The 12889-nt window shown below is 68.2% G+C and carries 19 protein-coding genes, 1 tRNA gene and 1 pseudogene; 11 read left to right on the top strand and 10 right to left on the bottom strand.

Translation table 11 applies throughout. The features are described from left to right. Positions 1-127: 127 nt before the first annotated feature. The 8 genes from ACQ86L_RS16480 (at position 128) to ACQ86L_RS16445 (ending at position 6482) form a co-directional block, all read left to right on the top strand. Positions 128-553: a hypothetical protein gene (locus ACQ86L_RS16480; protein ID WP_434316379.1), complete on the top strand. Its 426-nt coding sequence runs from the start codon at positions 128-130 to the stop codon at positions 551-553. Then, positions 550-861, top strand: coding sequence for a hypothetical protein (locus tag ACQ86L_RS16475; protein ID WP_434316378.1), 312 nt, complete (start codon positions 550-552; stop codon positions 859-861). The genes ACQ86L_RS16480 and ACQ86L_RS16475 overlap by 4 nt, the downstream gene beginning before the upstream one ends. Next, positions 851-1495, top strand: a complete 645-nt coding sequence (locus tag ACQ86L_RS16470) for a hypothetical protein (RefSeq protein ID WP_434316377.1) — start codon at positions 851-853, stop codon at positions 1493-1495. The genes ACQ86L_RS16475 and ACQ86L_RS16470 overlap by 11 nt, the downstream gene beginning before the upstream one ends. 755 nt (positions 1496-2250) lie before the next feature. Further along, positions 2251-2427 (top strand): hypothetical protein, encoded by a 177-nt coding sequence (locus tag ACQ86L_RS16465; RefSeq protein ID WP_434316376.1) that lies wholly within the window; start codon positions 2251-2253, stop codon positions 2425-2427. Further along, complete coding sequence (locus ACQ86L_RS16460; protein ID WP_434316375.1) at positions 2424-2822, top strand: hypothetical protein; 399 nt, start codon at positions 2424-2426, stop codon at positions 2820-2822. Before ACQ86L_RS16465 ends, ACQ86L_RS16460 begins: the two co-directional genes overlap by 4 nt. Positions 2823-2831: 9 nt before the next feature. Continuing rightward, positions 2832-3713 carry a hypothetical protein gene (locus ACQ86L_RS16455; RefSeq protein ID WP_434316374.1) on the top strand — a complete coding sequence of 294 codons (882 nt, stop codon included), beginning with the start codon at positions 2832-2834 and terminating at the stop codon, positions 3711-3713. 12 nt (positions 3714-3725) lie between these two features. Continuing rightward, on the top strand, positions 3726-4142 hold the full coding sequence (locus ACQ86L_RS16450; RefSeq protein WP_434316373.1) for a DUF7426 family protein: 417 nt from the start codon (positions 3726-3728) through the stop codon (positions 4140-4142). A gap of 459 nt (positions 4143-4601) precedes the next feature. After that, complete coding sequence (locus ACQ86L_RS16445) at positions 4602-6482, top strand: hypothetical protein (protein WP_434316372.1); 1881 nt, start codon at positions 4602-4604, stop codon at positions 6480-6482. Between the two features lie 290 nt (positions 6483-6772). Here ACQ86L_RS16445 and ACQ86L_RS16440 read toward each other — a convergent pair whose 3' ends face one another. From ACQ86L_RS16440 to ACQ86L_RS16420, 5 genes are all read right to left on the bottom strand, one after another. Continuing rightward, positions 6773-7222, bottom strand: coding sequence for a hypothetical protein (locus ACQ86L_RS16440; protein WP_434316371.1), 450 nt, complete (start codon positions 7220-7222; stop codon positions 6773-6775). 7 nt (positions 7223-7229) lie between these two features. Next, a complete protein-coding gene (locus ACQ86L_RS16435; protein ID WP_434316370.1) occupies positions 7230-7778 on the bottom strand; it encodes a hypothetical protein in 549 nt (182 codons plus the stop codon). A gap of 48 nt (positions 7779-7826) precedes the next feature. Next, positions 7827-8180, bottom strand: coding sequence for a hypothetical protein (locus ACQ86L_RS16430; protein WP_434316369.1), 354 nt, complete (start codon positions 8178-8180; stop codon positions 7827-7829). Positions 8181-8187: 7 nt separating this feature from the next. After that, positions 8188-8370 carry a hypothetical protein gene (locus ACQ86L_RS16425; protein WP_434316368.1) on the bottom strand — a complete coding sequence of 61 codons (183 nt, stop codon included), beginning with the start codon at positions 8368-8370 and terminating at the stop codon, positions 8188-8190. A gap of 459 nt (positions 8371-8829) precedes the next feature. Beyond that, positions 8830-8911 (bottom strand) — tRNA-Tyr (locus ACQ86L_RS16420). A gap of 96 nt (positions 8912-9007) precedes the next feature. Between ACQ86L_RS16420 and ACQ86L_RS16415 the strand changes: the two genes are divergently transcribed. Beyond that, positions 9008-9628, top strand: coding sequence for an ATP-dependent Clp protease proteolytic subunit (locus tag ACQ86L_RS16415; RefSeq protein ID WP_434318910.1), 621 nt, complete (start codon positions 9008-9010; stop codon positions 9626-9628). Between the two features lie 19 nt (positions 9629-9647). Here ACQ86L_RS16415 and ACQ86L_RS16410 read toward each other — a convergent pair whose 3' ends face one another. Further along, a complete protein-coding gene (locus tag ACQ86L_RS16410; RefSeq protein ID WP_434316367.1) occupies positions 9648-9809 on the bottom strand; it encodes a hypothetical protein in 162 nt (53 codons plus the stop codon). A gap of 35 nt (positions 9810-9844) precedes the next feature. Further along, a pseudogene (locus ACQ86L_RS16405) lies at positions 9845-9964 on the bottom strand (helix-turn-helix domain-containing protein); the annotation flags it as partial. A gap of 152 nt (positions 9965-10116) precedes the next feature. Between ACQ86L_RS16405 and ACQ86L_RS16400 the strand changes: the two are divergent. Both ACQ86L_RS16400 and ACQ86L_RS16395 read left to right on the top strand, forming a co-directional pair. Further along, positions 10117-10260 (top strand): hypothetical protein, encoded by a 144-nt coding sequence (locus tag ACQ86L_RS16400; RefSeq protein ID WP_434316366.1) that lies wholly within the window; start codon positions 10117-10119, stop codon positions 10258-10260. Further along, entirely contained in the window at positions 10203-10562 is a 360-nt protein-coding gene (locus tag ACQ86L_RS16395) for a DUF2000 family protein (protein ID WP_434316365.1), read from the top strand. Before ACQ86L_RS16400 ends, ACQ86L_RS16395 begins: the two co-directional genes overlap by 58 nt. A gap of 21 nt (positions 10563-10583) precedes the next feature. Here ACQ86L_RS16395 and ACQ86L_RS16390 read toward each other — a convergent pair whose 3' ends face one another. From ACQ86L_RS16390 to ACQ86L_RS16380, 3 genes are read right to left on the bottom strand one after another with little or no spacing between them, the layout of a single operon-like run. Further along, positions 10584-10880: a hypothetical protein gene (locus ACQ86L_RS16390; RefSeq protein ID WP_434316364.1), complete on the bottom strand. Its 297-nt coding sequence runs from the start codon at positions 10878-10880 to the stop codon at positions 10584-10586. Positions 10881-10905: 25 nt separating this feature from the next. After that, positions 10906-12195: a Na+/H+ antiporter NhaA gene (locus ACQ86L_RS16385; RefSeq protein WP_434316363.1), complete on the bottom strand. Its 1290-nt coding sequence runs from the start codon at positions 12193-12195 to the stop codon at positions 10906-10908. Continuing rightward, positions 12129-12872, bottom strand: a complete 744-nt coding sequence (locus ACQ86L_RS16380) for a Na+/H+ antiporter NhaA (RefSeq protein ID WP_434316362.1) — start codon at positions 12870-12872, stop codon at positions 12129-12131. Before ACQ86L_RS16380 ends, ACQ86L_RS16385 begins: the two co-directional genes overlap by 67 nt. Between the last annotated feature and the right edge of the window lie 17 nt (positions 12873-12889).

Here is a 12889-nt window from a genome sequence, read left to right as displayed (position 1 = left end):
TTGGCCCAACCGATCAGCGGGCCCAAGGAACCACCTCAGGAACCACTTCACGAATAAGCCATCACGAACAGATCACCAACCGAGGCACCTCACCTGCACCTGTGGATAACCCGAACTAGGAGTGAGAATGACCATCCACGAACCCGACACCGGCGCCCGTTGCGAGACCCACGTCGGCGAGGCCTTCCCGCCCCGCTGCGCAGACTGCGACGCAGCCGCCCGCGACGCCACCACGACCTCCACGCCGAACCTCGAGCGTCGCGTTCGCTCCCACGACCCAGAGACGAGCTGGGACGCCGCCGCCATCACGGCACCCGACGCGAACGAGGTCCGCAGCAAGGTCCTCGCGATCGTCGCAGCCCGCGGCCCCATCGGCGACGAGCAGATCTTCGCCATGTACCGCGCCGGCGGAGGCACCCGCACCGCCCAACGCGTCCGCACCGCCCGCGCCGAACTCTCCCGCCCGCTGGCCGGCGACCCCCTCATCCGCGAGCACGACCGCCACGGCATCACCACCACGGGCGCCGCAGCACGACGGTGGGTCATCGCATGAGCGCCCGCCACCTCCGCACCGGCCTCATCCTCGAATGCATCCTCCAAGGCGTCGACGCCGCCGACACCATCACCAAAGGCTCCCCCATCCTCCGCACCACCCAGCACATCGTTGAGCAGCCAGACCGCGGCTCTGAGATCGCAGCGTTCATCGCAGGGCTGGCCTACTCGGCCGCCGAGCTGCTCGCCGATTTTCAGATCCCCCGGCTCGCCGTCGAAACGCACATCCGCGAGCTCCTGCTCCTCAACGAAACCGCCGGCATCCTCGAAGACGCCGAAGATGCCGAGGTGACGAACGATGGCGAGTGACCGCCCGTACGACGACACGCTCGCCGCCATGCAATTCGAGATGCTCACGATCGACGAGGAGTTCGCCGGCCAGTGGGTGGCCACGATGCGCGACCTCGTCGGCAAGCAACTCGACCACGCCGAGTTCACCGCCGAGCGCATGGCTGCCCTGCACAGATGGGAACGCCGCCGCGGGGCCGCTCAGGCTCGCCTCCGCTGGAAGTACGACGGCAGCGGCACGCGCAAGCGGAATCCCGAACTCGTCGAGCGCGACGTCCGAGCCCAGATCGCCAAGCTCCGGGGACGCCTCGAAGCCGCGCGACAGAACACCGCCGACAGGAGAGCACGCCTCGAAGCAGGAACTCCGGAAAGACCAGTCTCCCCGGAGCCGCACGCGCGCACGAACACACGCGCGCGCGTCACGCCTGTACGCGATCCCCAGGGACCGCGCCGCGACTTCGACGGGCTGGAACCGTTCCTCCTGCGGATGGTCGCCGAATGCTCCGGCCTCGACGACCTCGAACACGCCACCGACGAGGAAGTGCTCCGCGCGTGCATGGTCCACAGTCACATCCCCGAGACCGCCGCACAGGAGTACGTCGACATCCTCAACGGAGTCGACATCGCCAATCAGACGATCCGCCCGACATCGTGAACCCCGACAACGCGAAGGCCCAAGGAACCCGACAGCCGCGCAACGTTCGACACGCCAAACCGCGCGCAGGCGCCTCACGCGTGTACGCGACCGGACCGCACATCGACCAGTCGAAGTCGCCACGCGCGCACGCGATCGCGCCCGTGCGCGTCACGCGTGTACGCGATTCTGGCGTGCCGCTCTCCGAGCGTCGAACATTCGAAGCTGCCCCGCGCGCGCATACACCCGCGCGTCACGCGTGTACGCGACTTCGATCTCTCGACTGCCCCGCACAGCTCACACGCGTCTCACACGCCCCCCGAGCCCAGTGATTGCAAGGGCCGTGGGGTGGCCCTCTGACACTGAATCAGATCGCGGGGCCACCGTCCGGTCCGACCGAGGCGCCAATGGTTGAGGGGATTGGCCCCGTGCTTCGCGGTCGGGCTGCGGACTGGGCGATGCGCTCGATCGTTCGGGACATGACGCGCGAGCTTCGGCAAAACGGCAAGCGGCCGCCCGAGTATGCGCAGGCGGTCCTCGACTGGTTAGCGACCGCGGCCGGACAGCCGCACCGAGCAGCGTTGCCGCCAGCGGAAGCCCTGTTGCGAGAGTGGACCCCACGTCATGGTTCACAGTCCATGACGCCGCCGCCAAGGTGGGCCTGAGCGAGCGACGGATACGCCAGCTCGCTCAGGGCCACCAGGTGCGGGCACAGAAGGTCGGCACCACGTGGCAGATCGACCCCGACAGTTTGGCCAACGTCTTGAGGAGGCGAGATGAGTGACACCGAGGAAGCTACTGCCTTGCAGGAGGCGGAAGCGCTCGCCGTTTCGCTCGACGAGGCGATCTGGACGAGCGAGGGAAGCATCCCGGTCGACGAGATCGAGTCGCAGCAGTCGCTGGCCACGTTCCTCCGCAGGAGATTCGACTCGACGACCAGGAGGTCAGCATGACCACACCATCCACGCTCGAAGCTCGGGCCGCGGACATCACCACAGCGCTGCAGAACTACGCGCGCGACCTCGAAGCGCGCCTCGCAGTGATCAGCCGCAACCCGTTCGTGAACCCGAACGACTACGCGGCGATGCGCTTCGCACTGCCGCCGGCCGACTGGCGCGCCGGCGACGTGTCCGCAGCAAACACGGCCCTGCTGGCGACCGTCCTGGAGCGGTACCGGCAGGGCGCCGGCGCCTCCGTCCAGCCCCTCGATGGGCACGACAGCGACGAGAGCCCGCTCACGGACGCAGAACGCGCCGCAATCGAGAACGCTCGGGCACTCGCGTCCTCGATCATCGCGGTCACCTCCCTCAGCGACGCATCCGCGCTCGTTGCCACCTTCACCGTCTAGGAGACCTCCATGTCGACCACACTCGAAGCCGCGGCCAAGAGCTTCCCGCTGAAGGGCTACCCGGTCCGCACCGACTCCGGGCCAGCCGCCAAGGCCAAGAGCGTCCTCGCCAGCGTCCACGAGCACGCGACGAGCTACGCGGACAACGTGCCGAACATCCTCGGCTACGTCGACCCGGACCTGACGCCCCAGGCGCAGTCCAAGTTCCGGGATGACCTCCTCGCGGCGCACCACGACGACCTGAGCGCCCGTTTCGACGGACTGCGGAGCCACCTCGACGCCGCTGATGCAGAAGCCGCCGCCGCGGCCGCGCCGTACAAGCCTGTCCTCGACCCGAACGACCACGCCCAGCTCGCCCGCACCGATCAGGCCTGGAACAACGTCATCCGCCCGCAGCTCGACAAGGGCAAGTCCTACGAAGACGCGATCTCGGTTGCCGACGACGACGGCCTCCTCGCCATCCAGCGCTTCGCACCGTCGCTCGTGGCGAGCGAAACGCCCACCGCTCAGCAGTACCGCGTCCCCGGCATCCTCGCGAACCTCAAGGCGCTCTCGGACCGTCGCGTCGTAGACAAGGCGACCGGAGACGCAAAGGCGGCACTCGACGAGGATGCCACCACCCGCAGCGCCTCCGCGGCTGCCCGTCAGGCCATGGATGCCATCGAGTCGGCCCGGCCGAAGGACGTTCGGGCAGCGGCGCTGAGTGCCAAGCGAGCGGCGTTCGCGGCCGACGCGACGCCCACCCAGCTCTCGGAAGCGGAGATCGCGAACGCGAACCGCGGCGCGCACGTCACCGCATCGTCTGGCAAGCAGGCACAGTCGGAATTCGAGGCCATCACCCGACAGGCCATGTCCCTTGCTGACATGATCGCCGCCCGGGCTAAGGGCTGAGGCGCCCCGACCATGGCATTCCGTGACCTTTACGAGATCCTCCCGCCGTTGGTCCTCCCGATCGGCGAGAAGGCGTACACCGTGCCGTTCCTCGGCTACGCGGAGGCCCAGCGACTCGAGGAGAACGTCTCCACCGATTCCAAGGCGCCGCCGATGCCGGACCCGGAGTACTTCCGACTGATGCTCGGCCCTGTCTACGACGAGATGCTCGCCGACAACGTCCCTTACTCCGCGTTGCGCCTGGCGGCGATGACGGTGCAGGCCGACCACCAGCGCGGCCGAACGGTCGCGCAGGTGCTGTGGGAGGCCGGCGGCGACGTCTCGAAGGCCTCGGAGGTCAGCCAGCAGATCCTCTCGTCGAGCGTCGCTGACGCCGAACCCGGGCCGAAGCCCCGCAAGCGCACCAAGGCCAAGACCAAGGAGTCATGATGTCCGAAGGTCCCACCACCGAGGGCTCGATCGTCGCGTACCTCCGACTGGATTCGTCGGACTGGAACGAGAAGCTCGACGCCGCCGAAGCGAAGGCGCGTGAGCTCGGCCGCACGGACCCGACGATCCGGGTCGGTGCGGACACCGGCGACGCCATCGCGAAGCTGGAGGCGGTCCGCGTCGCGGAAGCGCAGCTCGGCGGCGGCACCTCCTCGGTGTCATCGGACAAGGCGGCGAACGCGCTCGCGACGGCGCAGACGCGGCTCGCAGTAGCCGAGCGTGCGGCGGCGAACGCAGCATCGTCGCAGTACCTCGCGGAACTGCGTCTCGCCGAGGTGCAGGACAAGCGCGGGCGCACCGAGTACCAGGTGGCCGCTGCCGAGGAGGCTGTCGCTCGCGCGACCCGCAACGCGGAGGCCGCCGAGCTCAAGCACATGGCCGCGTCGACCGCGCTGAAGGATGCCGAGCAGGCAGCCGCGCGCAGCGCTGGAGAACGCCGCCGCGCAGGAGGCCGAGGCGGGCGCTTCCGACACTGCGGCCAAGGCGTCCAGCAACGCCGCCAGCTCGGCGATGCAGGGCATGCAGGGGCAGACGTACGCGATCCTCGCCGTCGGTGCGCTCATCGGCCCGATGACGGCGGCCGTGGTGGGCCTCGGAGGCGCGTTCGTCGCCGAGGGCGCAGCAGGCATCCTGGCCGTTCGCGGCATCAAGGAAGAGATGACCGCCGGCACCGCGGTCGGCATGCAGTACACGGCCGGCCTGGCGCAGCTCAAGACGGATCTCGATGTGCTGGAGTCGACGGCGGCTCGGGGCATCCTCGACGGGTTCGAGAAGGCCGTCGACCGTGTCGATTCGAAGATGCCCTTCCTCAACGGCTTCGTGAACGAGTTCGCCGGCATCCTCGGCCAGTCGGGCACCAACCTCCTCGACGGGGCGATCAGCGGCATGGAGACGCTGGAGCCGCTCTTCCGCGAGGGCGCGGGGATTCTGCAGGAGTGGACGGCCGAGTTCGCCTCCTGGACCGCGGCTGGCGGCCTCAACGACTTCGTCTCGTACGCCGAGGAGAACCTTCCGCGCGTCGCCGTAGCGTTCGGGTCTCTGACGTCGGCGGCCGTCACCCTCGGCAACGAGCTTGGCCCCATCAGCACCGACCTCCTCGACATCGTCACCGCCGCGTCCGACCTGATCGGCATGCTCAACGGCGTCAACCAGTGGCTCGACAGCATCGGGAAGTCGGTCCCGATCCTCGGCTGGCTCACCAAGACCGTCGGCGACGTCCTCAACCCCATCCAGGGCCTCTCCGACACGATCGGTCAGCTCCAGCCGCAGATCGACCAGTGGACGGGCGCGACTAACCTCCAGTCCTCCGCCCTGGTCGCTGCGAACTCCTCCATCGACGCGGCCTCGTCGGCCACCGACACCCTCGCCGGCGCCCAGGGTGCCGCGAAGACCGCGACGGACCAGTTCGCGCAGGCCCTCGCTGGACTCGGCAACGCCGCACTGTCCGAGTCTCAGGCGAACGTCGCGTGGAATCAATCCATCGCGGACGCGACGGCGGCGCTGCAGAAGAACGGTGCGACTCTCGACGAGAACACCCAGAAGGGCCGCGACAACCGCAGTGCCCTCGACCAGGTCGCCTCTTCGGCGATCGCGCTGATCTCGGCTCACGCGAAGGCTGGGGTGTCGGCACAGGAGCTCACGGGCGACATGGCGGCTGCGCGACAGAAGTTCATCGACACGGCGAAGGCGATGGGCGACACCGATGCGCAGGCGGGTGCCCTCGCTGACGCTTACCACCTCATCCCTGCCGACGTCTCGACCCAGTACCAGGCCACGGGGATGGCTGCCGCGAATCAGCAGCTCGGGGACCTCGCAAAGGCGATTGCGGCTATCCCGACGTCGATCACGATCGGCGCCCACGTCCAGGTCGATACGCAAGGCCTCCCGACAGCGGGGCATCTGGCGATGTTCTCGACCGGCGGCGTCGTGGCCCAGTACCGGGCCGCCGGCGGCGCGATCGACACGGCGTACCTCGCTGGCGGTGGGAACCCGTTCCAGCCACGAGGGACGGACACCGTAGCTGCGATGCTCACCCCAGGCGAGTTCGTCGTGAAGGAGCGCTCCGCGTCGTACGATCCCGGCTTCATTCGCGCCTACAACGACAACCCGGCCGCGGCGATCGCCGCCAAGCAGCGCGGCGCTGGGGGCGGTGTGACCGTCATCATCTCCCCCAAGGGCGGCGTCGACCTGACGAAGTACATCGACGTACGAGTCGAGCAGGGACTGCACCAGGCGTTCGGCACCCTAGCGCAGGAGCTCAATGGAGGGCTCGTCTATTGAGCGCCCGCTTACGCGAAGAGCCGGCGTACGCTCTGCGCGCAGGCGCTCCGATTGGGGCCGTAACTACTGACGACTAGACCGGCTGGGTAGTGCCCGCAACCGGCCCTTCCGTGATGGTTGCATCGCGCTCGGAAGGGCATCCGGCACACACGATGTGATGGCTCGGCAGCAAGTATCGCTTCGGGTTTTCGGTCACCGTGACTCGACTCCCACAGTCCTTGCAAACGAACATTGAGGGCTCCTTATCGGTCCGTTTGTGCGGTTCGGCCGACCGCGCCGAACCACCTTGTTCAGCCGCCCAAAACGACCTGTTGGTCAGCCTCCGGCCACCGTCGATAGACTTCCTCGATTGCGTCGGTGATGTCGTTGAGAGCCTCGGGTGAAAGCGTAGTGTCAGTCGTCCCGCCGCGCCGATTCCTGAGCGTCCCGTTGTCGATTCGCCGCCCGTCGGCGTCGACGAGTGCAACGCTCTCCGCGTGGATCACCTTGTTGCGGAGTTCGAGCACCGTCGCCGCCTCTTCCATCCAGTGGAACGCGGCCTGCAACGACGGACCCGGCTCGGGATTCGCGCGGATCGTCGCCTTCACGAACTGTCCGCGATCCTGGCCGTCGTGATAGCGGGCACCCGGGACTTTCTGGCAGATCCAAATGACCACCCCGTCGAGCTTGATCGCGGCCCACGTGAGCCGGCCAAGCGCACCTAGGCACTCGTCGTCGAGGTCAGGATAGGGGTTCCACATCGGCAAATCAGCACCCCGCGGAAGTGTCTGCTGGAAGATTGAGCACCAGACGGATGCGCTGCGAGGCCGCGCTGGCCCCGTTGTCGACGAAGGTGTTCGAGAGCGAGTTCGCCGACTCGAGTGTGCCGGCGGTCGCGATCTCGTTCAGGATCGAGATCGACGCGAAGTCGGAGTCGCTGAGAAGCTTCACGTCTGCCGACGACACCACCGGCGGCCACAGAACGTCAGTGTTCGTGAACTGGGTGACTTCGGTGCGTTCGGCGTCGCGCGTGGCCGCGGCGGCCTGCTGGATCGACGTGAGGTTCTGCGCCGTGAACGCGGCGTTGAGCGAGCTCTTCACCTTGTTGGTCGGACACACGGCAGCGAGGTAGAACTTACCAGCCTCCTCGACGGTCATCACGTGGATGGTCGGCGTCGGAGTCGGCTTCGGCGTCGTCGCGGGCGCCTTGGATGAGTCGCTGGCAGCTCCGACGGGGGTGCCGGGGGGCGCGGAGCATGCGGCGAGAAAGGCCGCGGACAGCACGACCACGACGGTAACAAGAGGTTTCCTCAACACCGCTCGATCGTATCGGTTGCGCAGACGCACCGGTACACCCCGGACGGGCTACACGCGCGTGACTCGGACCTCGATGCCGTCCCGCGGGAGGTCTAGCGTTGCGGCGATGTACTCCCGCGCCATGAGCGGTACGTCGCCTAGATCGGCCGCCTGAGTCAGGCCGTCAAGCTCGGGAATCGCGACCATCCACCACAGCCCTTCCTGGGCGACCGTGACGTCGAAGACGCGCTGCACGCGGATCTCGATGTCATCCGCGGGCTCACCAGTGACGAACGCGATCGCCTCGATGATCTGGTCCGCCTGGTCGAGGCTAGCGACTTGTGAGATCGCCCCTGGCGCCTCAACCGCCTGGAGCACCCACCAGTCGCCGGCGCGCTCGGCTGTCACCGTGTAGGAAGCCATGAGAGCATCATCCTCCTTCCTCAGCCAGCGCTGCTTCGGCCGCGCGCCGCTCGAGTTCGAGCCGGATCGCGATCTGAAGGAACGCACGCGCGGCTGCGCGCATGCACTCTTCTCGGGTCGGCTTCGCGTCGGTCAGTGCATCACCGTAGCCGCGGACACACACCTCCTCCGTTGGCTTCGCATCCGTCATTCTGGGGCCTCTCATTCACCTTCGGGGGTATCCTCACGCCATGAGCGCGCAGCAACGCTAGCCGCATTCGGCGGCTGGCGACACCGACTAGGGAGACCCCTATGAAGTCTGCGCTCAACCATGTTCTGTTCCGCCTCGTCTACGGCGAGCACTTGTACGCCGTACCGTCGAGACCGCGGCGCCTGCTCTGCGACGCGCTCTTCCGTTTGTTCGGACACCGTGTCTGCTGCTATGTCCCGGAGTGGACCTCGCGGGTGGGTCAGTCGTGGGATAGCTACGACGTCGCCCCGTGGAATCTCTACAACGTGCTCTGGGCCGCGGAGACGTGGATTCGGCAGGGCATGACGCCGTAACCTTCGTCTCGCCGATGGGCCGATGAACACACACCGCTCACACATCGGGCGCCGGAACAACGAAGGGGACCCGGCAATGCGCCGGGTCCCCTTTGTTTTACTGGGGTGGCGAGTGAGGGATTCGAACCCCCGAAGGCTACGCCGGCTGATTTACAGTCAGATCCCTTTGGCCGCTTGGGTAACTCGCCAGTGCGCCGCAAAGGCGCCATGTAAGAATACTCGGCCCGCCCCGTCTCACGAAATCGGCGCGACCCCACCGCGCCCCGCATATCTGCCTCCCGCGAATTCGCACACGGCAGAACCACGCGACAAGCGGCCACCCGCGGTCGCAGGATGACGCCATGACCACTCCTGAGACCATCTCCCCCGTGCAGCGGCTGCTGGAGGAACGCATCGTGTTCCTCGGCACCGAAGTGAACGACGAGTCGGCCGGCGAGGTCTGCGCGCAGCTTCTGCTGTTGGACTCCATCGCCTCCGATCGCGACATCTTCCTCTACATCAACTCGCCGGGCGGCTCCATCACCGCGGGGTTCGCCGTCTACGACACGATGAACTTCGTGCGCGCCGACGTCGCGACCGTCGCGCTGGGCTTCGCGGCCTCGATGGGGCAGTTCCTGCTGTCGTCCGGCGCGCCGGGCAAACGCTATGCGCTCCCGAACTCGTCGATCGTGATGCACCAGCCTCACGGAGGCTTCGGCGGCACGAGCGCGGACATCCAGACGCAGGCGAAGCAGATCCTGCACTTCAAGCGCAGGATGGCGGAGCTGACCAGCGCGCAGACCGGCAAGACCGTCGAGCAGATCATCGAGGACGGCGACCGCGACCGCTGGTTCACCGCCGACGAGGCCAGGGACTACGGCTTCGTGGACGAGGTCATCGGCTCGACGCGGGCGCTCGCGAGTTGAGCTGAGGCGCGCGGGAGGGTCAGGCAGCCAGCAGAACAGGCTGCGCGACGTCGGACACCGCGTGCTCCGCCACCGTCGCCGCCTGCACCCGCTCCGGCACCAGGCTAAGCACCTCGACGCGCGCGAACTCCGCCACGACCTCCGACAGCAGCTCCCCTCCGTCACGTCGAGCACACGGCACAGCGCCGCGAGGATCTCGGACGACGCCTCCTTGCGGCCGCGCTCGATCTCCGACAGGTACGGGATGCTGATGCGCGAGGTCTCCGAGAGCTCGCGCAGCGTCGCGCCCCGCTCGGTCCGCAACCGGCGGAGCACGGAGCCGATCGCGTGCCGCATCAACATGCCTGAAGCCTAAGCCGGACGCCCGCGTCCGCGCCGATCCGATTTTCGGATTCCGCCCACAGCAGAATCCGCCCCGCCCCGCCCGACTTCGCGACACTCCCCGGCGCCTGCCGCCGATGTCGGTGGCCGCGCGCACAATCGGGGGCATGAGAACGTTGGAGATTTGCGAACGATGCGACGGGACCGGCGCCGACCCCCGTCAGCACTCCGAGGAGATCACCGTCTGCGTCGAGTGCAACGGCGACGGCTGCCACGTCACCTACTTCGCCGAACTGCAGCAGACGGCCTGATCCGGACCGGCCGCACGGCCGGCCGATACGCGCGTCCTCGAAGGCGAGAGCGACCGCGTTTCACTCCGCCGGCTCGACCCGGTGGTTCTGGATGTGCCGCGATCCGTGGCCGCGCGGCAGCGGCCACGGACTCCGTGTACCTCGCCGACATGCCGGCCGCGGCGCAGCTGACCCGCGTCTACGACGAGTACCGCCAGACGTTGGCGACGACCCCGGCGGAGGACGTGGAGTACTACGCGGTCAGCATCGTCGGACCGCGCAACCGGGTGGACAAGATCGTCGGGCGGCTTCCGCTTCTCTGAGCGCCGGGCCCAGCACCGGCGTCAGCGCGCAGCCTTCGGCTGGACGTCGAAACCGAGCCGGGGCAGGATCTTCGCCGCCCCCGACTTGCCGCCCTCGAACTCGTCCGGCTGGAGGCGGGTCCCGGTCGCGATCTCATACGCGCGGCCCAGGATCGCCTTCGGCGGGTAGGCGCGGCCGTTCCGGATCAGGTCGTAGGTCAGCGTCGGGGCGAAGCCGTGCTCGGCGAAGAACCCGTCCGCTCCGAGGTCGTCGTATTCGCCGAGCGCCGTGACGACGTGGTCGGCGGTGACGGGAGCCCAGTCGATCGGATGTGTCATTTCTACCCCTTCGTTGAGTGGCGATTCACCTGTCTTCGGACTGCACGGCCTCAAGGGTGTGCGCGCGAGCCGTGTTGATGGCCGCCGAGAGCGACTCGATGTCGTACGGGCCTTCGTGGCGTTGCCCGTTGATGAAGTACGTCGGGGTTCCGGCTGCTCCGCTCTGGTCCGCCGAGCGGATGTCCGCCGAGACCCGGTCCGCGTACGCCCGGGATCGCAGGTCGTCCATGAAGCGCTCCGGGTCGATGCCGATCTGGACGGCGTAGGACTCCAGGTCCGCCGGCGAGAGCTTGTCCTGGTGCCCCATCAGCATGTCGTGCATCTGCCAGAACGCGCCCTGCGCACCCGCGGCTTCGGTCGCCTCCGCAGCACGCAGCGCGTTGGGGTGCACGTCCGAGAGGGGCAGGTGCCGCCACACGAAGGCCAGGTCGGGATGACGTTCGAGGAGCGCTTCGGCCGTGGGCGCCGCGCGGCCGCAGTAGCCGCACTCGAAGTCGCCGTACTCGACGAGCGTCACCGCAGGGTGGATGGTGCCGCGGATGTGGTCGACGTCCGAGTCGACGGGGGTGAGCAGGTCCTGTGACCGATCCGGGGATCCGACCAGGGCGCGGGTTCGCTTGACCGACGGGATGAACCGGACGCTCTTGAACACCGCCCAGGTGAGCAGCGCCGAGCCGACGACGGAGAGGAAGATCCCGATCTTCGCTTCTGCCAGCGACGAGCCGTTCAGAGCGATGCTCGCCACCAGCAGCGAGACCGTGAAGCCCACTCCCGCGGCGGTGCCGCTTCCGATCACGGACAGCCAGCCGACCTGCGGCCGGATCCGGCCTCCGGAGATCTTGTAGAGCACCCAGGCCGTGCCGGCGAGGGAGATGGGCTTGCCCACGATGTAGCCCAGCACGATCCCGATCGTGACCGCACTGCCGGCGGCACGGGCGAGCAGTTCCGGAGTGATGACGACGCCCGCGTTCGCCAGTGCGAAGATCGGCACGACGACGTACGACGTCCACGGGCTCAGCCGGAACAGGATCCGCTCGTTCTCCGACAGGGAATCGGTCAGCCCCGTCGTGGCGGAGTGCGCGAGCTGCGGCGTCGGCATCTCGCGGAACTGGCGGACGAGCCCGGTGGCCCGTTCGAGGTCGGTGCGCAATGGCACGTACGCCGTCGTGGCCAGGCCGATCGCCAGGCCGGAGACGACCGGGTCGATGCCGCTGAGCAGCAGGCAGAACCACATCGCGATCCCCAGGATCACGGCGACCTGGCGGCCGATGGTCCGGCTGAACCGGCGGGCGATGATGATCCCGACGAACGCCACGACCGCCAGTGCGGCGGGGAGGGCGCGATCGGGCCGCTGTAGAGCGCTCCGATGATGACGAGCGCCGCCAGGTCGTCGACGACGAACACCGTCAGCAGGAAGGTGCGGACCCGTTTCGGGGCGCTCTTCGCCAGCAGCGTCAGCACGCCGAGCGCCAGCGCCGTGTCGGTGGACATGGCCACGCCCCAGGCGCGTGCGGTGGGCAAGCCGTGGTTGACCGCGAGGTAGATCGCGACCGGCACGGCCATGCCCAGCAGCCCGGCGGTCAGCGGGAGGATGAGCCGGCGGCGCTCACGGAGGTCGCCGAGGTCGAACTCCCGGCGGGCCTCCAGACCGACGGCGAGGAAGAACAGGGTCATCAGTCCGCTGTTCACCCAGGTCCGGAGGTCGTACTCGATCGCGAACGGCCCCAGCCGGACGCCGAGCGGAGTGGTCCAGAACGCCTCGTACCCGCCGAGGTTCGCCCACGCGACCGCCACGATGACCGCGGCGACGAGCAGGAGCGACGCAAGGGCGCCGGCGCGCCAGACACCCTGGAAGCTGCGCTTCGGCTGGACGAGAACAGTGCGCGGCGCCATGCTCTCGCGGCGGCGGAGGTTCAGCGGGCGTCGCGCGCCCGGCCGGGTGCGAGGCGTGCCGGCTGTCCTGCCGGATCGTGCGGGATGAGTCGAGGTCACGTGTCCGCCTTTGCCCT

Source organism: Leifsonia sp. P73, from assembly GCF_051059105.1.
Lineage (GTDB): Bacteria > Actinomycetota > Actinomycetes > Actinomycetales > Microbacteriaceae > Leifsonia.
Note: the sequence above shows the minus strand (reverse complement) of the source record. Positions and strands in the feature narration are given on the sequence as shown.